General features: G+C 73.0%; 17 protein-coding genes and 1 pseudogene. 1 reads left to right on the top strand and 17 read right to left on the bottom strand.

The features are described from left to right. Nucleotides 1–25: 25 nt before the first annotated feature. The 14 genes from AC2RP6_RS24710 to AC2RP6_RS24645 all read right to left on the bottom strand — a co-directional run bounded on the left by AC2RP6_RS24710 (nt 26) and on the right by AC2RP6_RS24645 (nt 17,666). The gene (locus AC2RP6_RS24710) at nt 26–667 is read right to left on the bottom strand and encodes an IclR family transcriptional regulator (protein WP_030662724.1); all 642 of its coding nucleotides are present in this window, start codon (nt 665–667) and stop codon (nt 26–28) included. Nucleotides 668–1,007: 340 nt separating this feature from the next. After that, nucleotides 1,008–2,792: a DEAD/DEAH box helicase gene (locus tag AC2RP6_RS24705; protein ID WP_486448177.1), complete on the bottom strand. Its 1,785-nt coding sequence runs from the start codon at nt 2,790–2,792 to the stop codon at nt 1,008–1,010. A gap of 145 nt (nt 2,793–2,937) precedes the next feature. Further along, on the bottom strand, nt 2,938–3,333 hold the full coding sequence (locus tag AC2RP6_RS24700) for a type II toxin-antitoxin system death-on-curing family toxin (protein WP_486448176.1): 396 nt from the start codon (nt 3,331–3,333) through the stop codon (nt 2,938–2,940). 14 nt (nt 3,334–3,347) lie between these two features. Continuing rightward, a complete protein-coding gene (locus AC2RP6_RS24695) occupies nt 3,348–3,548 on the bottom strand; it encodes a hypothetical protein (RefSeq protein ID WP_486448175.1) in 201 nt (66 codons plus the stop codon). Between the two features lie 225 nt (nt 3,549–3,773). Continuing rightward, nucleotides 3,774–5,243, bottom strand: a complete 1,470-nt coding sequence (locus tag AC2RP6_RS24690) for an MFS transporter (RefSeq protein ID WP_486448174.1) — start codon at nt 5,241–5,243, stop codon at nt 3,774–3,776. A 478-nt stretch (nt 5,244–5,721) separates the two neighbouring features. After that, complete coding sequence (gene mycP, locus AC2RP6_RS24685) at nt 5,722–6,888, bottom strand: type VII secretion-associated serine protease mycosin (protein ID WP_486448173.1); 1,167 nt, start codon at nt 6,886–6,888, stop codon at nt 5,722–5,724. Nucleotides 6,889–6,915: 27 nt separating this feature from the next. Beyond that, the gene (locus AC2RP6_RS24680) at nt 6,916–8,373 is read right to left on the bottom strand and encodes a WXG100 family type VII secretion target (protein WP_486448172.1); all 1,458 of its coding nucleotides are present in this window, start codon (nt 8,371–8,373) and stop codon (nt 6,916–6,918) included. Then, nucleotides 8,370–8,879, bottom strand: a complete 510-nt coding sequence (locus AC2RP6_RS24675; RefSeq protein WP_486448171.1) for a hypothetical protein — start codon at nt 8,877–8,879, stop codon at nt 8,370–8,372. Before AC2RP6_RS24675 ends, AC2RP6_RS24680 begins: the two co-directional genes overlap by 4 nt. Before the next feature lie 168 nt (nt 8,880–9,047). After that, nucleotides 9,048–11,336, bottom strand: coding sequence for a xanthine dehydrogenase family protein molybdopterin-binding subunit (locus AC2RP6_RS24670; RefSeq protein WP_486450437.1), 2,289 nt, complete (start codon nt 11,334–11,336; stop codon nt 9,048–9,050). Between the two features lie 50 nt (nt 11,337–11,386). After that, nucleotides 11,387–13,744 carry a (2Fe-2S)-binding protein gene (locus AC2RP6_RS24665; RefSeq protein WP_486448170.1) on the bottom strand — a complete coding sequence of 786 codons (2,358 nt, stop codon included), beginning with the start codon at nt 13,742–13,744 and terminating at the stop codon, nt 11,387–11,389. Beyond that, nucleotides 13,741–14,658, bottom strand: coding sequence for an FAD binding domain-containing protein (locus AC2RP6_RS24660; RefSeq protein ID WP_486448169.1), 918 nt, complete (start codon nt 14,656–14,658; stop codon nt 13,741–13,743). The genes AC2RP6_RS24665 and AC2RP6_RS24660 overlap by 4 nt, the downstream gene beginning before the upstream one ends. 314 nt (nt 14,659–14,972) lie before the next feature. Next, the gene (locus tag AC2RP6_RS24655) at nt 14,973–16,625 is read right to left on the bottom strand and encodes a beta-N-acetylhexosaminidase (RefSeq protein ID WP_486448168.1); all 1,653 of its coding nucleotides are present in this window, start codon (nt 16,623–16,625) and stop codon (nt 14,973–14,975) included. Between the two features lie 166 nt (nt 16,626–16,791). After that, a complete protein-coding gene (locus tag AC2RP6_RS24650; RefSeq protein ID WP_030010729.1) occupies nt 16,792–17,076 on the bottom strand; it encodes a DUF3039 domain-containing protein in 285 nt (94 codons plus the stop codon). A gap of 29 nt (nt 17,077–17,105) precedes the next feature. Further along, nucleotides 17,106–17,666: a YqgE/AlgH family protein gene (locus AC2RP6_RS24645; protein WP_486448167.1), complete on the bottom strand. Its 561-nt coding sequence runs from the start codon at nt 17,664–17,666 to the stop codon at nt 17,106–17,108. 263 nt (nt 17,667–17,929) lie between these two features. Between AC2RP6_RS24645 and murA the strand changes: the two are divergent. Further along, a pseudogene (gene murA / locus AC2RP6_RS24640) lies at nt 17,930–19,258 on the top strand (UDP-N-acetylglucosamine 1-carboxyvinyltransferase); the annotation flags it as partial. Between the two features lie 364 nt (nt 19,259–19,622). On the opposite strand, the gene AC2RP6_RS24635 reads toward murA, so the two are convergent. The 3 genes from AC2RP6_RS24635 to AC2RP6_RS24625 form a co-directional block, all read right to left on the bottom strand. Then, a complete protein-coding gene (locus AC2RP6_RS24635; RefSeq protein ID WP_007264399.1) occupies nt 19,623–19,904 on the bottom strand; it encodes an HU family DNA-binding protein in 282 nt (93 codons plus the stop codon). Nucleotides 19,905–20,204: 300 nt separating this feature from the next. Then, entirely contained in the window at nt 20,205–21,641 is a 1,437-nt protein-coding gene (locus AC2RP6_RS24630; protein ID WP_030847449.1) for an NAD-dependent malic enzyme, read from the bottom strand. 460 nt (nt 21,642–22,101) lie between these two features. Then, on the bottom strand, nt 22,102–24,420 hold the full coding sequence (locus AC2RP6_RS24625; protein ID WP_486448166.1) for a HelD family protein: 2,319 nt from the start codon (nt 24,418–24,420) through the stop codon (nt 22,102–22,104). Between the last annotated feature and the right edge of the window lie 90 nt (nt 24,421–24,510).

The following is a 24,510-nucleotide window of genomic DNA, read 5'->3' as shown; positions in this document are numbered from 1 at the left end:
CCCCCGGATCCGCCGGGCCCGCGGTCTAGCGAAGGGCGTCGGCGACCTCGCGCGCCGCGTCCACCACCCTCGGCCCCACCCGCTCCGGCACGGCGTCGGCCAGCATGACGACGCCGACGCTGCCCTCCAGCCCGCTGATGCCCACCAGCGGCGCCGCGGCCCCGCTGGCGCCCGCTTCGAGCTCGCCGTGGGTCAGCGTGTACCCCGGTTCGATGAGGGAGCCCTGACGGGCGGCCAGGATGGCCCGCCCCGCGGCCCCGCGGTCCAGCGGGTGGCGGAACCCGGCCCGGTAGGCCACGTGGTAGTCCGTCCAGGTCGGCTCCACGACCGCGACGGCCAGCGCCTCGGTGCCGTCCACGAGGGTCAGGTGCGCGGTGGCGCCTATGTCCTCGGCGAGGGACCGCAGCGCGGGCAGGGCCGCCTCGCGCACCAGCGGGTGCACCTGCCGGCCCAGCCGCAGTACCCCGAGCCCGACCCGGGCCCGCCCGCCGAGGTCACGGCGGACCAGGGCGTGCTGTTCGAGGGTGGCGAGGAGCCGGTAGACCACCGTGCGGTTGACGCCGAGGCGGTTGGACAGCTCGGTGACGGTCAGACCGTGGTCGGTGTCGGCGAGCAGTTTGAGGACTCTGAGCCCTCGGTCGAGAGTCTGGGAGGTCTCCGCGGTCACGACGCCTCTCCCTCTTTCGGTGAGCGGCGGTGACTCTCGCGGGCGCGCACCGCCGGTCCCACGGCGGCGCACAGGAGAGGCCGCCGGTAGCGGCCATTGCACCGGCTGCGCTCCCGCGGCGGCGCTGCCACGGTGCGTTCGATGCGGGGAATGTAGCGAGCAGGTCCGCTCAGCGGAAGGGCTCGTCCAGAATCCGGGCGCGTGCTACCTGTTTGTGCCGTTTCCTGATCGCCTCACGTGTCGATTCGTGACAACGAATCGCACAGGCGCGGGATCGGCGGGACGACGACGGGGTCCGTGCGAACCTCCGCACGGACCCCGTGGCGCGTACCGGTCGAACTCACCGCATACGGGTCGCCCACTCCTGCACCTTCTTGATGCGCTCGCGGATCTGCCCCGCGGTCGCCTCCGCGCTCGGCGGCCCGCCGCAGACGCGGCGCAGCTCCGTGTGGATCACGCCGTGCGGCTTGCCGCTCTGGTGGACGTAGGCGCCCACCATCGTGTTGAGCGACTTGCGCAGCTCCAGCAGTTCCTTGTGGGAAACGACGGGCCGGCGCTCGGCGGGCAGCTCCAGCAGGTCGGCCTCGGTGTCGGGCTTGCGCCGGCTGTGGGCGATCTGCCGTGACTGCCGCTTCTGCAGCAGCATCTGCACCTGGTCCGGTTCCAGCAGCCCGGGGATGCCGAGGTAGTCCTGCTCCTCCTCGCTGCCCGGGTGCGCCTGCATGCCGAATTCGGCGCCGTCGTACAGCACCCGGTCGAAGACGGCGTCGGACTCCAGCGCCTCGAAGGACATCTGCTCGTCCTCGCCGGTGTCCTCGTCCTCCTGCCGGTTCGCCTCGTCCATCTCCTTCTCGGACTCGGCGTACGGGTCCTCCTCGCCCTGCTTCTTGGGCTTGTCGAGGACGTGGTCGCGCTCGACCTCCATCTCGTTGGCGAAGCCGAGGAGATAGGGAATGGTCGGGAGGAACACGGAGGCGGTCTCGCCGCGCCTGCGCGAACGCACGAAGCGGCCGACGGCCTGGGCGAAGAACAGCGGGGTGGAGATCGTCGTGGCGTACACGCCGACCGCGAGGCGGGGGACGTCGACGCCTTCGGACACCATGCGGACGGCGACCATCCAGCGGTCGTCGTTCGCGCTGAAGGTGTCGATGTTCTTCGACGCCCCGGTGTCGTCGGAGAGCACCAGGGTGGGTCTGGTCCCGGTGATCTCCCGGATGAGCTTGGCGTACGCGCGCGCCGAGTCCTGGTCGGAGGCGATGACGAGACCGCCCGCGTCCGGGATGCCCTTGCGGACCTCGGTGAGCCGCTGGTCGGCGGCGCGCAGTACGTTCGGCATCCAGTCGCCGCGCGGGTCCAGAGCGGTGCGCCAGGCCTGCGAGATGGCGTCCTTGGTCATCGGCTCGCCGAGCCGGGCGGCGATCTCGTCGCCGGCCTTGGTCCGCCAGCGCATGTTGCCGCTGTAGGAGAGGAAGATGACCGGCCGGACGACGCCGTCGCCGAGCGCGTTGCCGTAGCCGTAGGTGTAGTCGGCGGAGGACCGCCGGATCCCGTCGTTGCCCTCTTCGTAGGTGACGAACGGGATGGGGTTGGTGTCGGAGCGGAAGGGCGTGCCGGTCAGCGCGAGCCTGCGGGTCGCCGGGTCGAACGCCTCCAGGCAGGCCTCGCCCCAGGACTTCGAGTCACCGGCGTGGTGGATCTCGTCGAGGATGACGAGCGTCTTGCGCTGCTCGCAGCGGTTGCGGTGGAGCATGGGGCGCACGCCGACACCGGCGTAGGTGACGGCGACGCCGTGGTAGTCCTTGCTGAGCGGGCCCGCCGAGTACTCGGGGTCCAGCCGGATGCCTATCCGGGCCGCGGCCTCCGCCCACTGCTTCTTCAGGTGCTCGGTGGGCGCGACGACGGTCACCTGCTGCACGACGTGGTGGTGCAGCAGCCAGGAGGCGAGGGTGAGGGCGAAGGTGGTCTTGCCTGCACCGGGGGTCGCGACGGCGAGGAAGTCCCGGGGCTGGTTCTGGATGTAGCGGTCCAGCGCTCCCTGCTGCCAGGCACGCAGCTTGCTGGCGGTGCCCCACGGGGCACGGCCGGGGAAGGCGGGTGAGAGGTGGTGGGAGGCGGTAGTAGTCACGGTCTCCGGTTCGTGCTCTCGGCGTACTCGGTACGGGCAGGCGGTCGTACGTAGGACAACCGGGCCACCCTACCGGGGCGGGCCCGTCCCTCGCGGAGGGACAGGCCCGTGACCTCGGGCGGTGCGGCGAGCGTCACATCGGCCGTCACAGGGAGCGCAGTCGGGCGGCGATCGCCGCGACCTCCGTCTCGTGGCCGGCGGCCACGGCGACGACCAGGTCGTGGGCGGCGTCCTGGTCGGCGTCGGCGAGGTCGACGCCGTTGACCGCGAGGAAGGTCGCGGCCGCCAGCCACGCGGTGCGCTTGTTGCCGTCGACGAGGGGGTGGTTCGTCGCGATGCCGTGCAGCAGCGCGGCGGCCTGCTCGTACGGGTCCTCGTAGGCCGGGGTCCCCGACATCCGGGCCCGCGGCCGGTGCACGGCCGACTCCAGCAGCCCGGGGGCCCGCAGTTCGACGGGCTGGTCCCGGGCCAGGCAGGCAAGGGCCGCGAGATCGAGGATCTCGGCGAGGGTGAGGTGTCGGGTGGGGACGCCGGCGCTCATGCTCTGGTCCCCCCTCACTCGCCGAGCCGCTTGAGGAGGTCGGCGTGCCGGTGGGCGAGCCGACGTGCCGCTTCCGCGACGTTCTCCCGCTCGGCCCGCAGGTGGGCCCGTACGGCGTCCCGTACGACGTCCTCGGGCGCGCACCCGGTGGCGTCGGCCAGATCGACCAGCTGCGTCCACTCGGCGTCGGCGAGCCCGATGGTGATCTCGTTCATGACGGGAACGTATCCGCCGGGGCCGGGCCGGGCACGGGAATTGCGGGGCTCGGCCGTCCGCGGGTACGGGCTCAGCCGTCCGCGGGTACGGGCTCAGCCGTCCGCGGGTACGGGCTCAGCCGTCCGCGGGTACGGGCTCAGCCGTCCGCGGGTACGGGCTCAGCCGTCCGCGGGTACGGGCTCAGCCGTCCGCGGGTACGGGCTCAGCCGTCCGCGGGTACGGGCTCAGCCGTCCGCGGGTACGGGCTCGGGCTCGGGCTCCAGCCGGGTCGCGACCCACGCGCCCACCAGTGCCACGCACGCCATCGGCAGGAACACGACCGCGAAGGCGGCGGGGTGCGAGGCCCCCGCCCCGTCGGCGGTCACGGCGTGCGCGGCCCCGACCGCTCCGCCGCCGAGCGCGGCGAAGGCGGCGCCCCCGGCGGCCAGCAGCACGACGTTGGCGAGGGCGTCGGAGATCTGCAGGGCGGCCGAGTTGGCGCCGACCTCCTGCGGCGGGGACAGCTTCAGCAGCAGCACGCTGGTGGAGCCGATCACCAGGCCCATCCCGAGGCATCCGACGGCCCAGGACAGCGCCAGCGTCCACACCGGGACGGACTCGATGAGCACGGCGGGGGCGGCGGCGATCGCCAGGGCCACGAGCACCATCCCGATGACCATGAGCCGTTCCCGGTAGGGGGCCGTGCGGCCCTGCGACTGCACCCAGGAGCCGCCCGCCCAGGTCAGCCCGCCCAGCGCGAGGGAGAAGCCGGCCATGGTGGGGCTCAGTCCCCGCTGGGTGACGAGCATCAGCGGTACGAAGCTCTCGGCGGCGATGAACGCCCCCGCCGCGACCCCGCGCAGCAGCACCACGGACGGCAGTCCGCGCCGGGCCAGGTACGTCCCGCGCGGCAGCAGCCCCAGCACGGCGGGCACCAGCAGGGCCGCGCCGGCGATGCCGGGGACGAGCGAGAGCCACCGCAGGTCCTGGGCGGCGTACTGGAGCAGGCCCGCGCCGACGGAGATCCCGAGCGCCAGCCGGATCCGCCGCCGGTCGACGGCCCGGGGTTCGCCGTCGACGGGGCCGGAGGCGCTGCGCCGGATGGCGGGCAGTGCGACGACGAGGGGGACGACGACGAGCACGGGTATGCCGAGGAACACCCAGCGCCAGCCGAGGTGCTCGGTGACCGTGCCGGAGGCCAGCGGCCCGACGATGGAGGGGACGACCCAGCTGGCGGCGAAGGCCGCCATGATCGCGGGCCGCAGCCGCTCCTCGTAGGCCCGGCTGACGACGACGTAGAGCGCGACGATGACGAGCCCGCCGCCGAAGCCCTGCACGGCGCGGCCGCAGACGAACACCCACATGGCGCCGGCGGTCCCGGAGACCACGAGCCCGGAGGCGAAGGCGGCGATCCCGACGGTCAGCGGCTTGAGCGGGCCCTGCCGGTCGGCCCACTGGCCAGCCAGGACCATGCCGAAGAGGCTGGTCGTGAAGTAGGAGGAGAACGCGAAGGCGTAGAGCGCGATCCCGTCGAGCTCGCGCGCGGCGACGGGCATGGCCGTCCCGACGGCGGTCGCCTCGAAGGCGATGAGGAAGACGACGGAGATGATCCCGATGCTGAGCGTCCGGTACGCGGGCCCCATGACACCGCCGTCCCGCGGCGGGGTCGGGAGGGGTGCGGTTCTCTGGGGCACGCGGGGTTCGAGGGCGCTCATCGCCCCAGCGTAAGGTGCACAGCCCCGTTTCGACCCTGTCCGTTCGACGGATCCCGCCCTCGGCCCCGAGACCTAGGCCGGATCCGCAAACCCTCCCCCAGCTGCCGCCGGGGTCCGCCCTGCGGGCGGCCGGCGCGCACGCTGGCTGCGGGGTCGGCGCACGCACCGGACCCGGCCGCGCCCGCCCCGTCGGCGGCCGGCGCCACCCGGGCGGCGCCTTCGCCGTCCGGACACTCCCCGGGACTGTGAACGCCGCATGCCAGTGCTGTTGCGTCCCGGCCCGTGTCCTTCCCGCCCGGGCGCCCTCCCCGTACGGTCATGGACATCGCCACCGCCGCGCCGCCGACCCCGGCGTCACGGCCTCGGCCGAAGGCCGCCCGGAAGCCGGCGCACTCCCGGGCGGCCTCCGCCGTGCCACGATGCCGCTGGGCGGCGCGGGAGCCGCCGACCGACACCGCGTGGACCGGGTCGGATCCGCTCAGCGGCGACGCCGCACGAGGACGGCGGTAACGGCCCCACCGATGAGCACACACGCCCCGAGCCCGAGCCCGACCCACAGCAGGGAGCTTCCCCCCTTCGCCTCCTCGGCCCGGGGAGCGGATGCGGACGGCGCGACCGAGGGCTCCGCCGAGGGCGACTTGCCCCCGGCCTGGGACGCGGCGGCCAGGTCGGGCAACGGATACACATCGGCGGGCCCGGGGTCCCCGGGCGTCTGCAATGCGACGCGTGGCCGGACGGCGCCGTAGCCCACGTAGTCGTTGCGCTGGAACCCTTCGGAGGGCTTGCCCGCTGTGTTCAGCAGAACGCGCAGGACCTGGTTGTTGGTCCACTCGGGGTGGACGGACCAGAGGAGCGCCGCAGAGGCGGAGGCCAAGGCGGAGGCGTCACTGGTGCCATGGGTTTTGCAGACCCCGGTCTTACCCTTGCAAGCCGTGACGACGTCCATGCCCGGTGCAACCAGGTCGACCTGTGGACCGTGTTGCGATTCCTTGGTCGTCATGCCCTTTGAATCCACCGCGCCAACTCCCACGACTCCGGGTGTTGCAGCCGGGTAGAGAACCTCGTTCGTGGAGTCCCCATAGTTCCCGACGCCGGCGAAGATGAGCTTTCCCTTGGAAAGCGCGTACTTCACGGCGTCAGCCCGATCCCGATCGTCCTCCGGCTTCCCGCCAGTAGCGAGGGAGATGTTGATGACTCTGGCATCCGAATCGGCCGCATACCGTATAGCTTCGACCATGGACGGCGTCGATGCTGCTTCCAGCATGTCTGGGATGCGGATAGGGAGAATCTTGGCGCCCGGTGCGAGGCCATACGCACCGTCGCCCGTCGGGTGTTTACCTGTAGCTGCAATGATCGCGGAGACGCCAGTGCCGTGGCCGAAGTAATCGTTGTCCCGGCCCACTTCGGCATCACCTACCGGGAACGCCTTTCCAGGAAGGACCTGGCCTTCGAGCTCCGGAACCTGGTTAACCCCAGTGTCAATCACCGCAACGGTGATGCCACTGCCCGTACTTGTATTCCAGATCTCGTCGGCCTTCATGGCGTCGAGATGCCACTGCTGCGATCGGATGGTCTCCGCGTGGGCCGGGGTCGCGGCGACCCCGGCCAGCAGGAGGCCCACCAGGGCCGCGGTCGCCTTACGCATGCGCATCTCGTACAACGTCCGTTCTGGTCAGTCGATCACGGGTGGGGCAACACGACGGGTGCCCTGCCAGGTCTCTTCGTCCTCGGTCAGGTAGTCAGGACGCTCGCTCCCCTGGCTGTCCCGACGCCTACTCGGAGGCTGCGCCCCGGCGTGGCCCATGGGACCAGTGCCGTTGCGCACAAGGCCCGAACCGCCCTGGGTGAACGGCTGGCCCGCCGCGATCGGACGACCAACCGCACCGGCCTGACGACCGCCCATGACCCCACCCGGCTCCGAGGCCAGTCGGCGGCCGGTCGGCATGCCTCCCTGGCCACCGCCGTAGTGGCCGCCGGCGCCGTGCCCCATCCCGCCGCCGATGGGTCGGCCGGCCTGAGTGCCCTCGCCGATGACCGTGCCCCGCGGGATGCCGGAAGCCGGACCGGTGGACGTCACGGGACGTCCCCCCATGATGCCGGCGTCACGCGGGGGCAGCCCGGGCGAGCCGATGACCTTGCCGCCAGGAGAAACGCCAGGACCACCCAAGCCCGGGTAGGGACCAATGCCAGGACCGGTGGCAAAGGGACCAGGTCCCTTCAGGCCTCCGACCGGGGCGACGGTCATAGGCGGGACGAAGGGGCCTTGGGTAGGCCCGGCAGGACCCGTGGCCGTGGGGATGCCAGGTGCCGCAGTAACAGGCGGCGCGCTAGGGGGCGGAAGCGCGGCGACGGTGTCGAGATCCACGTCCACCTCGCGATCGCTGATAGACGGCACAGGCACCGACGGGATCTGGTTGCCCGGCTCTGGCTGGTACCCGAGCACTGAGTCTTGGTTACTCGACCACGATCGGTTGTCCGAGCCCACCGGAGAGTACGAAGAGCCGGACGCACCGGATCCTCCACCGGCCCCGCCGCCAGACCTTTGCAAATCCTGCGAGCCATAAACAGCTGGGGGCACGAAAACGTCCGGCGGCGGCGGGAACGTAGGGATCTCCGCCTTACCCATCTGCACTGCGGACTGGTCGTACGCCCCAGCCAACTTGTTCATGGCGTCTACAGCGCGTGCGTGGTCTCCACTCAGCTTCGACCAGGCCTCCTGGCCGAGCTGCACCGCGTCCGGGTCGTTGTGGTACTCCCGGGACGTCGCGAGGTTCTCCCTGAGCTTCGCGTCCGCAGCCGCGTCGTACGGGGGGAAGTTCCCCGATCCGTCCTTGGACGGCTTGACCTCGAGCATGACCTGGGCCGCCTCGGCCATGTACTTGCCGCCCGCTTTGCTGTAGTCAGCCAGCACCAAAGTGGCACTACCAGCGCTGCTCACCCAGTTCTGGAAGGCCGTAGCGGCTTCGCCTTCCCAGCCCTTGACCTTGTGGTCCTTGAGCTTGTTCCCGATCTCTTCGATCGTCTTGGCGGCGTCAGTCAGCTTCGTACCCAGCGCCGACACCTTTGCCGGATCGAGCGACTCGATCATCGCGTGCAGCTGCCCGTGCGTGTAGTTCTCGAAGTTCGTCATGCGAGAGGAACCTCCGAGGTCTCGTTCGGCTGCTGGCCGTCGGTCTTCTTTTTCGCTTGCGGGTCACGGTCCGCGACGTAGTGGTCGTGGGCCTGCTTCGCGATGACGACCATGCGCCGCTTCTGCTCCTCGTCCACATCCGCGTAGCTGCCGTTCGCGGTCTGGACCGCGATGCCCAGCCCCTCGATCTGGTCCGCCAGCCCCTTCGACAGCTTCTGCAGCTCCGAATGGACCGTCTTGTACGCCTCGTACAGCTTGTCCGCCTCGGGGAAGCCCTGGCCCAGGGCGCCTGTCGGCAGGGTGCCGTCGGCCAGCTTGCCGTGGTCCGCCGGAGATTCCTGAAGGGACGTCAGAAGGCCGTCCACAAGGGTCTTGTAGCCCTTCAGGTCGTCGTACTCGATGCGCAGGGCCGCTGCCCTTGCCTGGGCGTCAGCCTGGGCTCTGATCGATGCCGCGATGTCCCCCGACAGGCCCTGCGCCAGAATTCCGCCGTTGTCCTCTGCCACGATGGCTTCCCCGACTCCCCGTCTCCCCGCGGTCGCGGCGCCCGGCGCCGCTCCCCGTCCCCGTTCGCACCCGTTCGCACGTGCGCGCCCACACTCTCGGCGATCACTCTAGCGACCGGTACCGACAGGCCCAAGTCCAGGGTTGCACGTGCAATGCGGGTCACACGGTCACGAGTTGGGCGCCGCCACGGCCGCCGAGGGGCGGATCGGGAGTCTGTTGACCGGGCGGCCCGTGGCCGCGCGGACCGCCGAGGCGATCGCCGCCGGGGTCGTCACCACCGGGACCGCGCTCGCTGCCTTCGCGCCGAAGGGGGCCACCACGTCGCGCTCCTCGACCAGCTTGACGATGCGGACCGTCGGGGCGTCCAGCGCCGTCGGCAGGGCGTAGCCCGTCAGGTCGGGGTGGCGGACCAGGCCGGCGACCGTACGGAGGTTCTCCGTGAGGGCCGCGCCCACGCCCTGGGTGACGCCCGCTTCGATACGGGCCTCCAGCCGGCGGGGGTTGAGGATGCGGCCCACGTCCTGGGCGACGGCGAGTTCCACCACCCGTACCGAGCCCAGCTCGATGTCCACGTCCACCACCGCCCGGATCGCGCAGAAGGCGAGGCCCACGAACGCGTCGCCCTGGCCGTCCGCGTCCAGCGGTTCCGTCGGGTGGGGGCGGCACTGGGCGGTCGCCCAGAGTTCCTTGCCGGCCATGGCCTCCGGGACCGTCATCGAGAACGCCCCGTCGTAGGAGGTGATGCGGCCGTCCTGGATCTGCAGGAGTTCCGTCGACATGCCCAGCTTGTGCGCCATGGGCTGCAGGAGCTGGGTGCGGACCATCTTGGCGGCGCGCTCCACCGCGCCGCCCGACACCCACGTGTGGCGGCCGTGCGCCGCCGGGCCGGCCGGGGGCTGGTCGGTGTCCACCGGGGCCACCGCCACCTCGTCGACGCCGAGGACCTCCTGGACGATCTGGCGGGCCAGGGTGGCGAAGCCCTGCCCGGTGTCGACGGCCGCGCAGATGACGGTCGCCGCGCCGTTGACCACCTTCACCGTGGCGGTGGAGACCTCGTCGGTGCCTTCGGCGCCGAGCATGTGCACCATGCCGACGCCGTAGCCGACGCCGCGCCGCACCGCACCCGGCTCGCCCGCGCCCTCCGGGCCGCCGGGCAGCAGCCACTCGTCCTCGGGGGCGTCCTTCGGGAGGGACGGCAGCTCGAAGTCGCGCACCGAACGAAGGAGTTCGGCCACGGGGGCCGGGCAGGTGACGGTCTGGCCGGTCGGGAGGAGGTCTCCCGTCGCCAGGACGTTGCGCATGCGCAGTTCCGCGCCGTCGATGCCGAGGGCGGCCGCGAGCTTGTCCATCTGGCCCTCGTACGCGGCGCACACCTGCATCGCGCCCTCACCGCGGACGTGGCCGGACGGCGGGTTGTTGGTGCGTACCACCCAGCCCTCGACGAAGGCGTGCGGGACGACGTACGGGCCGCACGCGAAGGCCACCGCCGCCGCGAGGGATTCCGCGGAGGCGTCGGCGTACGCGCCCGCGTCCATCAGGATCTGCGCCTCGACCTTGACCAGGCGGCCCTCCGCGTCCGCGTGGTGGCGGTAGCGCAGCAGGGTCGGGTGGCGGTGGGTGTGGCCGAGGAAGGACTCCTCGCGGGTGGCGGCCAGCTTCACCGGGCAGCCCGTGCGCAGGGCGAGCAGGCCGAGCGGGAGCTGGAACGCGGCGTCCTCGCGGTCGGCCGTGGCACCCGGCACGCCGGTCACGACGACGCGGACGCGGTCCGGTTCCAGGCCGAAGCAGGCGGCGGCCAGGTCGCGGTCGGTGTGCGGGTCGGTGGAGGCGGTGTACAGGTCGACGCCGCCGTCGGGGCGGGGCACGGCCAGCCCGGCCTCGGCGCCGATGGGCGCGGGGTCCTGGCGGCCGATCCGGTACAGGCCCTCGACCACGACCTCGCCGGTGGCCTCCGGGTCGCCGTAGCGCAGCGGGATGTGCCGGATCAGGTTGCCGTCGGGGTGCAGCGGGGCCGCGCCGAAGGACTGCTCGGGGTCGGTGACCGGGTCGAGGAGCTCGTACTCGACGGTGATCGCGGCCGCGGCGAGCCGGGCCGTGTCGGGGTGGTCGGCGGCGACGGCGGCGATGGGCTCGCCGTGGTGGCGCACGACGTCGTGCGCGAACACCGGGCGGTCCGCGATCCGGCGGCCGTGGGTGGTGGCGCCCGGCACGTCGGCGTGGGTGACGACGGCGCGCACGCCGGGCATCTCGGCGGCGGCGGTGGTGTCGATGGAGACGATGCGGGCGTGGGCGTGCGGGGAACGCAGCACGGCGGCCCACAGCAGGCCCTCGGCCCACAGGTCGGCGGCGTAGGGGAAGGTGCCCTCGGTCTTGGCGCGGGTGTCGGTGGCCTCGACGGAGGCGCCGATGCCGCGCGGGACCTGCGGACCGTCCGGCGGTTCCGGGGTCGTCGTCAGGGCGGTCGTCGTGGTGTTGACCGTCGTCGCGGTCGCCGCGTCCTGCCCGCTCACGCCGTGCCTCCGTGGTGGATGCCGCCCTCGCCGGGCGCTGCCTGGTGCGGGATGCGCGGCTCGGACGCACCCTCGGCCTGCGGCTGGGCGTGCCCCTGGGCGTGCCCCTGCCCGTACGCGTGGCCCTGGCCGTTGCCCTGCGCCGCCGCATCCCCGGACGCGGCGGAAGCGGCCGCAGTGGCGGAAGCGGCCGCCGTGGCCTCCCGCTCGGCCACGACCTCGCGGACGGCCTCGACGACCCCCGCGTAGCCGGAGCAGCGGCAGAGGTTGCCGCACAGCGCCTGGCGGGTCTCCAGCTCGCTGGGGGCGTGGTTGCCCTCCAGCAGGTCGTGGATGGTCATGGCCATGCCGGGCACGCAGAACCCGCACTGCACCGCACCCGACCTGCACAACGCCTGCTGCACGTCCGAGAGTTCCCCGCCCGTGGCGAGACCCTCGACGGTGCGGACCTCGCTGCCGGCCGCCGTGGCCGCCGGGACCAGGCAGGAGGCGACGAGGCGGCCGTCGACCTGCACGGCGCAGGCGCCGCACTCGCCCTGCGAGCAGCCGTCCTTGGCGCCGGCGAGGCCGAGCCGCTCGCGCAGCACGTAGAGCAGGGACTCGCCGATCCAGGCACCGGTGACGGGCCGGTCGGCGCCGTTGACGCGCAGGACGTAGGAGGCCTGCGGATGCTCGTGGTGGACGGCGGCGGCGGGATGCGCTTCTTCCTCGTACGCCGGCACCCCGGCCGGGATCCCTTCGCCGGTTCCCCCCACCGGGGGCTCCGCCGGGCTGTCGGCGGTGTCCGCGAGCGGAGTGGAGCCGGCCGGGATCTCCTCGGGGGACGGGGCGGCCTCGGCGGGCGTCAGCCCTGCGGCGTCGGCGTGGTCCGGCGCCGGCGCCCGGTCCTGGGCGGGGGCCGCGTCCGGGGCGGGGGGCGACGCGGGCGCGGGCTCGCGGTCCGGTACCGCGAAGCCGTGGCCGTCCGTCGCGGAGGCGTCCGTCACGGACGCGTCCGCCTCGGCGGTCGGGGCCGGCGCGGACTCCGGTGCCTGGCCGAAGGCGGCGAAGCCGTGCCCGTCGGTGTCCCCGGCAGGCGCAGCCGAGTGCAGGAAATGACCGGAGTGACTGGAATGTCCGGCATGCCCGGGGTGTTCGGCGTACTCGCCCTGGCCGGCGTGCCCGATGTGCTGCGAGTGCCCGAAGAGGTTGGAGTGCTCGCCGTGTTCGGCCCGCTCGACATCTCCGTCGCGCTCGACATCTCCGTCGCGCTCGACGTACCCGTCGTGTTCGGCGTGCCCGTCGCGCTCGACGTGCCCGTCGTGTTCGGCGTGTGCCATGGGCTCCGGGTCCGCGTCCGGCGCCTGGGCCCGTGCTCCGCCGAAGAGGTCCACGCCGCCGGCCGCCGCGGGCTCCTCCGCCGCGGCTCCCGGATGGGGCCGCTCCCCCGCGAGTGCCGCCGCGGCCGACCCGTGCGCGGGTTCGGCCTCCTGCAGCGCGGTGCCCACCCCGGGGCCGCCGAGCACCCGCGGTCCACGGCCGGCGGCGCCCACGCCGGGCCCGCCGAGCAGCCGTCCCGCGGCCTGCGCCGTCGCGGCGGCAGCGGCGGCCGCCGCGGCGGCCTCGTCCGTGCCGGGCAGGACGCCCGCGTCCTGGTCGTGCGCCTGACCGGGGTCGGTGGCCGGCTGCTGCGTCAGGTAGGCCCACGGGGCCGGTGCGCCGCCCGGCAGGGTCGCCGGGGCCTGGCTCCAGTCCGCGTCCAGGCCGCCCGTGCGGTAGTCGCCCTGCTGCGGCGCGAAGTCGGGCACGGCCCACTGACCGGTCGCCGGCTGCGCCCCCTCGGGCTCGTGCACCGCCTCGGGGAAACGCCACTCCGCCGTCTCACCGGGGTCGTGCCCCGGCTCGGTCTCGGGCTCCGGCTCCGGCTCCGGCTCCGGCTCGGCGAACGCGGCCGCCACCGACGCCGGGATGGGGATCGAAGCGGGAATCGGCCCGCCCACCGAACCCGACACGGACCCCGACCCGGACCCCGGCCCGAACCCGGAGCCCGTACCGGCGCCGGACCCCGCCCCCGCGGCGTCCGCGCCCGAGGCACCGCCGCCCGCCTCCGGCCACTGCGCCGGGATCGTCCACGTGCCGGTCGCCGCCGGGTCGGTGCTCGCCGAGCCCAGCGGAACGATCATCGGCGGCGGCACGTAGCCGTGTCCGGGCGCCGCGAGCGGCTCACCGGTGCCGAGCGCGTCCAGCATGTCCTGCGGCAGCTTCACGAAGGCCGTGGCGTCCGAGTCGTACTCGCCGCCCTGCGGGACGGGTTCCCAGCCCCAGCCCGCCGTGCCGTTCCCCTGGGTCACGTTCTCGTTCTCGTTCTCGCTCATGAGGTCAGCGCCCTTCCGAGGGCCCTCCGTGCCAGTACGGCCACCGTCCGCCGCAGGTGCAGTACGCCCGGAGCCACTGGTTCCCCCTGGTCGGGGACGCAGGCGGCCGCGACGTACTCGCCGAAGGCCTCCAGCGCCTCGGGGGCCAGACTCCGCCCGCCGTCCCAGTCGATCAGCGAGGCCACCCACTGCTCGGCCTCCAGGGGGCGCAGCGGCATCGGGGCCACGGCGCCGATCGCGCAGCGCACACCCCGGCGTGCCGGGTCCAGTACGAGCCCGACGGACGCCACCGCGCGCCCGGGTCCCGTCCGACCGGTGGCCTTGAGGAACACCTGCGGGGCGTGCAGCAGCGGCACCCGCACGAAGCCGATGAGCTCGCCGGGCCGCAGCATCTCCCGCCCGGCCAGCAGGTGCGAGACCGGGATCTCGCGCTGTCCGCCCGGGCCGACGATGACCAGTACGGCCTCCAGCGCGGCCAGCACGGGCAGCGCGTCGCCCGTGGGCGCGGCGGTGGCGATGTTCCCGCCGAGGGTGCCGGCGTTGCGGATCTGCGGGGGCCCGGCGGCGCGGGCGGCGGCCGCGAGGGCGGGGATCAGGGCGGCGAAGTCCGGCCGGCCCATCCGGGCGTGGGTGAGGCCGGCGCCGAGCAGCGCGTGGCCGTCCTGGTACTGCCAGCCTCGGATCTCGTTGATCCGGCCCAGGCCGACCAGGGCGGCGGGCCGCAGCAGCCCGGCGTTGACCGCGGCCATGAGGTCGGTGCCGCCCGCGACGGGAACGGCGGCGGGCATGGCGGTGAGCGCCGCGACGGCCTCGTCGAGCGAGGCCGGCAGCGTCACGGACTGCGCCGCCTGCCGCCCCTGAGCCCCCTGAGGTGAATCAGGTGCGTGCGGTGCGTGCGGTGCGTGCGTGGTCAACCCAGCTGCCCCTTCCCGATGTCCCGGTCCTGGCGCTCACGCCTGTCCGCCGTACGGTACGTGCTCACCGCCGGGACGTGGCAACTCTGGCACATCTTCCGGGCCGCCCGGCGCGAGGGTCCTCCCCGCCGCACCCGCCTGCCCCGCCCCGGCCGCACCCGGCCCGCGGCCCGACTCCGCGCGCCCCGGCGCTCCCCGCCGCCGCCCGGTCCCGAACCCGGACCCGGAACGTCCGATTTTCCCCGTATAGCGGGACATCCAGCCAGAGTTCCGGACCCGTTCGCTTTCCGTTCAGGTCGCACCGTGCCCCCGCGTCACACGTTCGGGGGCGCGCCCTCGATCGGGCGCCCCCGGACCCCGGGCCGCCGCTGCCAGGGCAACGGGCCGCCCGGGGGCCGGTATCCGACGCCGAGCGCGTCCAACCGCGCGTAGTGCGGCACCATTCGCTCCTCGAAGCCGGCGTAGTCGCGCTCCCCCGGCTCCGGCAGCCGCGACCACACCACCTCCGCGAAGGCCGCCAGCCGCGGGAACACCTGGTAGTCGACCCGCCCCTGGTCCTGCGTCACCTCGGTCCACATGTTGGCCTGGGCGCCCAGCACATGGGCCGCCGCCTCCGGTGACAGCTTCGGCGGCACCGGCTCGAAGCGGTAGACGTCCTCCAGCGAGCGCACGTACCCGATGGGCATCGGCTCGTCCCCGCCGCCCGCCTGACGGTGGTCCAGGTACACCTGCTGCTCGGGGCACATCACGACGTCGTGCCCGGCCTCGGCGGCCGCGACGCCGCCCGCGTAGCCGCGCCAGGAGGACACGGCCGCCCCCGGTGCGAGCCCGCCCTCCAGGATCTCGTCCCAGCCGATCAGCCGCCGTCCGCGCTCGGCGAGCCAGCCGTCGAAGTGCCGGACGAACCAGGACTGCAGCCCGTCCTCGCCGTCCACCCCCAGCGCGCGGATCCGTTCCTGCGCGACGGCGGAGGCCTTCCACTGGTCCTTGGGGCACTCGTCGCCACCGACGTGGACGAAGGGCGAGACCTCCGCCGGGAACAGCTCCAGCAGTTCCTCGAAGACCCCCTCGTAGAAGCGCAGCACCGGCTCGGTGGGCGCGAGCACGTTCTCGCAGATGCCCCAGTCGTCCCACACCCCGAGGGCCGCGGTGTCGACGACGTCGGTGTTGCCCAGTTCCGGGTACGCGGCGATCGCGGCCTGCGAGTGCCCCGGAAGGTCGATCTCGGGGACGACCCGCACGTGCCGTTCGGCGGCGTAGGCGACGATCTCGCGGATGTCGTCCTGGGTGTAGAAGCCGCCGTGGGGGGTCTCGTTCCACAGCGGTGAGGCCCGGTGGCCCCACCGGCTGCGCTCCCGCCACGCGCCGACGCCGGTCAGGCGGGGGTACCGCTCGATCTCGATCCGCCAGCCCTGGTCGTCCGTCAGGTGCAGGTGGAGGACGTTGAGCTTGTGGGCGGCGAGCAGGTCGATGTAGCGCAGCACCCCGTCCTTGGGCATGAAGTGCCGGGCCACGTCGAGCATCAGCCCGCGCCAGCCGAAGCGGGGGCCGTCCACGACGGTGCCGTGCGGCAGGCTCCAGACCCGGCCGGGCAGCGGCGCCCTGCGGTGGGCGTCGGGGCCGAGCAGCTGGCGCAGGGTCTGGGCGCCCCAGAACAGTCCGGCCGCCGTCGCGCCCGCGAGTTCCACGCCGTCCGGGCCGACGTCGAGGCGGTACCCCTCGGGGCCGAGGCCGTCGGCGGCGCCCGGGTCGAGGCGCAGCCGCAGCCCTGCGGTCGTGCCGGGGGCGGGCGGCGGGAGCTCCCAGCCGGTGGCGGCGCCCAGCTCGCGCCGCAGCCACCGGGCGGTGGTCCCGGTGCCGGGGCCGGCGGAGAGGGTCGGCTCGGGGCCGAAGGTGTGGCGGCGGCCGTCCTCGTGGGGGACGGCGACGTGGGGTGCGGGGATCAGGCCCGTGCGGATCAGGTCCATGCGTCAGCCCTTCGCGGCAACCTGTTGCGCCCTGCGCAACGCACGTTCCGCCGGGTGCTCGTGGCGCCGACCCTAACGCGCCCCGCGGGCACGGCAAAGGCCCCCGGACGCACCGTGGTGCGTCCGGGGGCCCGGTCCCGCGAAGGGCGGTCGGAGCGGGTCGGGACTACTTGTCCTTGCCGCCCTTGTCCTTGTCCCCGCCGGGGCCCATGGACTCGTAGATCTCCTTGCACATGGGGCAGACCGGGTACTTCTTCGGGTCCCGGCCCGGTACCCAGACCTTGCCGCAGAGCGCGACGACGGGGGTCCCGTCGAGCGCGCTCGCCATGATCTTGTCCTTCTGGACGTAGTGGGCGAAGCGCTCGTGGTCGCCGTCACCGTGCGACACCTGCGGCGTCGGCTCTACGAGGGTCCCCGTGCCAGTCCCGCGCTCGGGCTCAAGAGTGCTCATGGAACCCAGGGTACTTAACCCCGCGCCGGTCAGTTCAGCGACGGGTCGTCCGGATAGGTGGCGACCATCGCGAGTTCGCTGCGCTGGCGGCGCAGCACCGACCGCCACAGCCGCTCCGGGTCGGGCGAGGACACGTCCCCGGGCTCCGACTCCACCACGTACCAGGCGCCCTCGCCCAGCTCCTCCTCCAGCTGGCCCGGTCCCCAGCCGGAGTAGCCGGCGAAGATGCGCAGGCCCCCCAGGGCCGGGGCGAGCAGCTCCGGCGGCGTCTCCAGGTCGACCAGTCCGATCGCGCCGTGCACCCGGCGCCAGCCGAGCGGCCCCTCCTCGCCCGGGATGACGGCGAGCCCCAGGGCCGAGTCCAGCGCCACCGGCCCGCCCTGGAACACCACGCCCGGGGCTCCGGCGAGCGGCGCCCAGGGCAGCAGGACGTCGCCGACGCCCACCGGGGTCGGCCGGTTGAGGACCACGCCGAGGGAGCCCTGCTCGTCGTGGTCGAGCAGCAGCACGACCGCGCGGTCGAAGTTCGGGTCCGCGAGGGCGGGGGTGGCCACGAGCAGCCGCCCTGTGAGGGAGGACACCTCGGTCATGCCGCCATGATCCCGCACATCCGCCGTTTCCGGGGAGCGGGCGGGAAGATCGGATCGGCCGCAGCTCAGGGCGCACGGCAGCAGCAAGGAGCGCGTACGGACGAAGCGGGCGGAACGCAACGCTCCGCCATGTGGTGGATACGGAGGGTGTTGTGCCGAATTCATGACAGTCCTACGGCCACGTCGGCCTTACGAACAAGGGGGTGGTGGCCCTTACCCTTTTCCCTGGCCCCCTGCCCACCCCTCTCCGGAACGCGAGATTCATGACCGGCATCAGTGACGATGTACTGCTTGTCCACGGCGGCACCCCGCTCGAGGGCGAGATCCGTGTCCGCGGTGCGAAGAACCTCGTGCCCAAGGCCATGGTCGCCGCTCTGCTCGGCAGCGGACCCAGCCTGCTGCGCAACGTTCCCGACATCCGTGACGTGCGTGTCGTGCGCGGGCTGCTCCAGCTGCACGGGGTGACGGTCCGCCCCGGCGAGGAGCCGGGCGAGCTCGTGCTCGACCCCACCCACGTCGAGAGCGCGAACGTCGCCGACATCGACGCGCACGCGGGCTCTTCGCGCATCCCGATCCTCTTCTGCGGTCCTCTGCTGCACCGTCTCGGCCACGCCTTCATCCCGGGCCTCGGCGGCTGCGACATCGGCGGCCGGCCGATCGACTTCCACTTCGACGTGCTCCGCCAGTTCGGCGCGACCATCGAGAAGCGCGAGGGCGGCCAGTACCTGGAGGCCCCGCAGCGGCTGCGCGGCTGCAAGATCCGCCTGCCCTACCCCTCGGTCGGCTCGACCGAGCAGGTGCTGCTCACGGCCGTCCTGGCCGAGGGCGTCACCGAGCTCAGCAACGCCGCCGTGGAGCCGGAGATCGAGGACCTCATCTGCGTGCTGCAGAAGATGGGCGCCATCATCTCCATGGACACCGACCGCACCATCCGCATCACCGGTGTGGAGCGGCTGGGCGGTTACAACCACCAGGCGCTCCCGGACCGCCTGGAGGCCGCGTCGTGGGCCTCCGCGGCCCTGGCGACCGGCGGCAACATCTACGTGCGCGGCGCCCAGCAGCGCTCGATGATGACCTTCCTGAACACCTACCGCAAGGTCGGCGGCGCCTTCGAGATCGACGACGACGGCATCCGCTTCTGGCACCCGGGCGGCCCGCTCAACGCGATCGCGCTGGAGACGGACGTGCACCCCGGCTTCCAGACCGACTGGCAGCAGCCGCTCGTCGTGGCCCTGACGCAGGCCTCCGGCCTCTCGATCGTCCACGAGACGGTCTACGAGTCCCGGCTCGGCTTCACCTCGGCGCTCAACCAGATGGGTGCTCACATCCAGCTGTACCGCGAGTGCCTGGGCGGCTCCGCCTGCCGCTTCGGCCAGCGCAACTTCCTGCACTCGGCGGTCGTCTCCGGCCCGACCAAGCTGCAGGGCGCCGACCTGGTCATCCCCGACCTGCGCGGCGGGTTCTCGTACCTGATCGCGGCGCTGGCCGCCGAAGGCACCTCGCGGGTCCACGGCATCGACCTGATCAACCGCGGCTACGAGAACTTCATGGAGAAGCTCGTGGAACTGGGTGCGAAGGTCGAGCTTCCCGGGCGGCGACCTCGTTTAGCCCCCACGGCCCACACCCGTACGGGCGTACGAAAGCCCCCCGGGCCCCGCAAGGGCCCGGGGGGCTTTCGCGTGTCCGCGCGCCGTCCGGGAGCCGTCCGGGACCACCGGACGGCTCTCGGAGCGCCCCGCAGGCTCCACACGGGCCCTGACGGGGCCTCACAGGGCCTGCCGGGGCCCGTGCGGCCGGGGAGACGGCGCCGGACGGCCGGGGCCGCACACCGGACGGCGAAAGGGCGGCCTCCCCGTCCGGGGTGGCCGCCCTTCACCGTTCTGCGTACTGCTGCTGCACTCAGCCGTGCTCGGCGTTTTTCGGGGACCTGCGCGGTCCCCGGCGCCGGGGCAGGACTTACTTGCCCTTGGCGGCTTCCTTGAGCTTGGAGCCCGCGGAGACCTTCACGCTGTAGCCGGCCGGGATCTGGATGGGGTCGCCGGTCTGCGGGTTGCGCGCGGTGCGAGCGGCACGGTGGGTGCGCTCGAAGGTCAGGAAGCCGGGGATGGTGACCTTCTCGTCGCCCTTGGCGACAATCTCGCCGACGGTCTCGGCGAGCGCGGCCAGAACGGCGTCGGCGTCCTTGCGGGTCACCTCGGCGCGCTCGGACAGAGCGGCCACCAGCTCACTGCGGTTCATGTTGTACTCCCGTGTTCAACGTGCCTTAGAGGCGTGAGATCGAAGCCGATGCTGCCAGGGCCCTAGGACAGTCCCCGGACCCGGGTCTGAACGTCAGACCCTCTCGCCCGGTTACGCATCCTGCCCCCACCAGCGGCGGGAAAGCCAATCCGGCACCCGCCGGGGTCACACGAAAAGCGCCACAGTCACGCCCCGGTGACGCTCCGTCCGCACCCGTGGAAGCGAACGGCGGAACTCGCCGGCATCCCCGCAAACCCTAGAGGCGGCCCGGCGGGCCCGCATCTCGCGACGCGCCGGGGATCAGGGAGCCGTGAGGCCCGTCACAGGCCCGTTCTGCGCGGCCGAGGCGGCCTTGCGGACGGCGCCCGCCACCGCGCCGGCGACCTTGTCGTTGAACACCGAAGGAATGATGTAGTTCGCGTTCAGCTCGTCCTCGCCGACGACGTCCGCCAGGGCGGTCGCGGCGGCCAGCATCATGCTGGTGTTCACCGTGCGGGACTGGGCGTCCAGCAGACCGCGGAAGACGCCCGGGAAGACCAGCACGTTGTTGATCTGGTTCGGGAAGTCGGAGCGGCCGGTGGCGACCACGGCGGCCGTCTGACGGGCCACGGCCGGGTCCACCTCGGGGTCCGGGTTCGCGAGCGCGAACACGATGGCGCCTTCCGCCATGGCGGCGACGTCCTCGCCGGAGAGCACGTTCGGCGCCGAGACGCCGATGAACACGTCGGCACCGACCACGGCCTCCTTCAGGGTGCCCGTGTAGCCCTCGGGGTTGGTGTTGTCGGCGATCCAGCGCAGCGGCGAGTCCGCGGCCGCGTCGACGAGGTCCGGGCGGCCCGCGTGCACGACGCCGTGGATGTCGGCGCTGACGGCGTTCTTCACACCTGCCGCGAGGAGCAGCTTGAGGATGGCGGTACCGGCCGCGCCGGCGCCCGACATGACGACCTTGACGTCCTCAACCGCCTTGCCCACCACGCGCAGTGCGTTGGTCAGGGCCGCGAGGACGACGATCGCGGTGCCGTGCTGGTCGTCGTGGAAGACGGGGATGTCGAGGGCCTCGCGCAGCCGGGCCTCGATCTCGAAGCAGCGCGGCGCGGAGATGTCCTCCAGGTTGATGCCGGCGAAGCCCGGGGCGATGGCCTTGACGATCGCGACGATCTCGTCGGAATCCTGGGTGTCGAGGCAGATCGGCCAGGCGTCGATGCCGGCGAAGCGCTTGAAGAGGGCCGCCTTGCCCTCCATGACGGGCAGCGCGGCCATCGGGCCGATGTTGCCGAGGCCCAGCACGGCGGAGCCGTCCGTCACGACTGCGACGGAGTTGCGCTTGATGGTGAGGCGGCGCGCGTCCTCGGGGTTCTCGGCGATGGCGGTGCACACGCGGGCGACGCCCGGGGTGTAGATCATCGAGAGGTCGTCACGGTTGCGGATGGGGTGCTTCGACGACATCTCGATCTTGCCGCCGAGGTGCATCAGGAACGTACGGTCGGAGACCTTGCCGAGGCTGACGCCCTCGATGCCGCGCAGCTTCTCCACGATCTCGTCCGCGTGCGCGGTGGAGGTCGCGGCGATGGTGACGTCGATCCGCAGCTTCTCGTGGCCGGACGCGGTCACGTCGAGACCGGTGACCGAGCCGCCGCTGGACTCCACGGCGGTGGTGAGCTGGGAGACCGCGGTTCCGCTCGCGGGCACTTCCAGGCGGACCGTCATCGAATACGAGACGCTGGGCGCCGTTGCCATGGCCGTTTTTCCTCTTCTGTCCCTGGTTCGCTTCACACACAGGGCCCACGCTCCACAGGCAGGTGCGGCAGGACCTGTTGTCCGATCGTCCCACCTACCAGCCGGTACAAGGTAACCAGCTACAAATTTCGGAAAGACTCTTCCACCATACGAGATATGAGAGGGCTTCGGAATGGTGGGGTCATACGAAACAGGTCCGCGCCCCCCATGGACGGGGAGCGCGGACCTGGTTTTCTCTACGTCTGTGACACCGACCCGCCATGCTCGCCTCGCGGCAAGTGGTCGCTCTGAGCGACGAAGGTTGGGCCCGGGGGCTTGGATCGAGTCGGTGCCGTACCCAGGCTAACAAAGGATCGCCGAATGTGATCCCCCTGCTCGCGGTCCGTTCCGGGGACCACGCGCCTGGCCGCGGACCATACGGCCGTACGCGCCCCCGGACCGGCCCGGGCCCCCGGCCGCGCTACGGCAGCAGCAGCTCGGGCACCCCGTCCGCGTCCGGCCTGTCCCCTTCGGCCGAGACCACCGTCAGCTGCTGCGTCGCACGGGTCAGTGCCACGTACAGCACCCGCAGGCCCGCCGGGGACTCGTCCGCGATCTCCGCCGGGGAGACGACCACCGTCGCGTCGTACTCCAGGCCCTTGGCCTCCAGGCTGCCCAGCGCCACCGCCCGCCCGCCCAGGTCGGCGAGCCAGCCGGCGGCCTCCGCGCGCCGGTCCATCGCCACCACCACGCCGACGGTGCCGTCCACCTGCTCCAGCAGCCGGCGGGTCTCCTCCCGCACCACGGGGCCCAGCTCGCCCCCCGCGGCCGTGAACCGCGGCTGCAGCCCCGTGGAGCGCACCGCCGACGGCGGCTCCATCCCGGGCATCGCCAGCCGCAGCACGCGGGAGGCGACCTCGGCGACCTCGGCCGGGTTGCGGTAGTTCACGGTGAGCGTGAAGCGGCGGCGCGGCCGGGACCCGAGGGCCTCGTCGCGGGCGGCGGCCGCCTCCTCCGGATCCGTCCAGGAGGACTGCGCCGGGTCGCCGACGACGGTCCAGGTGCCGTGCCGGCCGCGGCGGCCCACCATCCGCCACTGCATCGGCGTCAGGTCCTGCGCCTCGTCGACGATGACGTGCGCGTACTCGGTGCGCTCCGCCGCGAGCCGCTCGGCCCGCTCCCACTGGGTCTCCTCGCGGGTGGGCATCAGCTCCTCCAGCCCGCTGAGCTGGTCCAGGGGGTCCAGCTCCCGCTTCCGCTTGGGCCGGGCGGGCGCGCCGAGGAGCTGCTGGAGCTCGTCGAGCAGGGCCACGTCGTGCACCGACAGCGGGCCGCTGCCGTCCGGGCCCACCCGGCGCAGCGAGCGGGCCAGCTGGCGGGTCTCGCGCGGGTTGAGGTCCCGGCGCGACCAGCGGCCGAGCTTGCGCTCGTCGGCCATCGCGGCGAGCACCCGGCGCGGGGTCAGCTCGGGCCACCACGCGTTCAGGAAGCCGATGAAGGCGTCCTCGGTGGAGATGTCCTCGTCGAAGGCGGACCGCAGCTCCGCGGCGAGTTCCGGGTCGCTGTGCCGGCCTGACGCGCCCGTCTTGGCGTACAGGGCGTCGAGCAGCAGCTTGCGGGCGCGCGGGCGCAGCAGGTTCACGGGTGCGGTGCCGCCGAGCACGTTCTGGCGGATCCGGTTCAGCTCGGCGGCCTCCAGCTCCTCGCGGCGGCCGAAGGCGACGACGCGCAGCCGGTCGGGCGCCGGGCCCTCCCGGTCGCCGAGTTCCAGGGTGCCGCGCACGGCCTTGCGCAGGACCGACCGCATCCGGGAGGAGCCCTTGATCCGGGCCACGGCCGGATCGTCGTACGTGGTCGCCTCGGCGCCGTCGACCAGCGAGCCCAGCGCGCGGATGGCGACCTGGCCCTCCTCGCCGAGCGAGGGCAGCACGCCCTCCGTGTAGGCGACGAGCAGCGGGGTCGGGGAGACGATGAGGATGCCGCCGGAGTAGCGGCGGCGGTCCTGGTAGAGCAGGTACGCGGCGCGGTGCAGGGCGACCGCGGTCTTGCCGGTGCCGGGACCGCCGGCGACCTCGGCGACGGAGGCGGCGGGGGCCCGGATGACCAGGTCCTGCTCGGCCTGGATGGAGGAGACGATGTCGCGCATGGAGTGCGTACGGGCCCGCCCGAGCGCGGCCATGAGCGCGCCGTCGCCGATGGCGGGCAGCTCCCGGCCGTCGAGGAAGGCGGTGACCTCGGGGCGCATCAGGTCGTCCTCGACGCCCAGCACCTTGCGGCCCTTGGAGCGGATGACGCGGCGGCGCACGACGCGGCCCGGGTCCTTGGGCGTGGAGCGGTAGAACGGAGCGGCGGCCGGCGCCCGCCAGTCGATGACGAGCGGCGCGTAGTCGGAGTCCAGGACCCCGATGCGGCCGATGTGGAGCGTCTCGGCGATGTCGGCCGTGAGGTCCTCGCGGATCGCCGCGTCGGCGGGCTCGACGGAGGTGTACGCGCCGTCCGGGCCGCGTTCGCCGTCCTTGCCGAGCACGAGGTCGATGCGGCCGAAGAGGAAGTCCTCGAACTCGTTGTTGAGCCGGTTCAGGTGGATGCCCGCCCGGAATACCTGCGCGTCGCGTTCGGCCAGGGCTCCGGGAGTACCGACCTGGCCGCGCTGGGCGGCGTCGTTCATGAGGAACTCGGCCTCGTGGATCTTCTCCTCGAGGCGTCGGTACACCTGGTCGAGATGCGTCTGCTCGACCGCGATCTCCCGATCGCGGACGGAATCCGCCGTGCTGTCGACAGCGGCATTCTGCGCGGCCACCAAGGCCCCCTTCTGACGTGCATGGGCGACCGTCAACCGTACGCGAACCGGCCCCCTGCGCGCACGCCCGTTCCGGAACGGGTCTCGCTC

Source organism: Streptomyces sp. WAC03905 (genome assembly GCF_057371075.1).
Note: the sequence above shows the minus strand (reverse complement) of the source record. Positions and strands in the feature narration are given on the sequence as shown.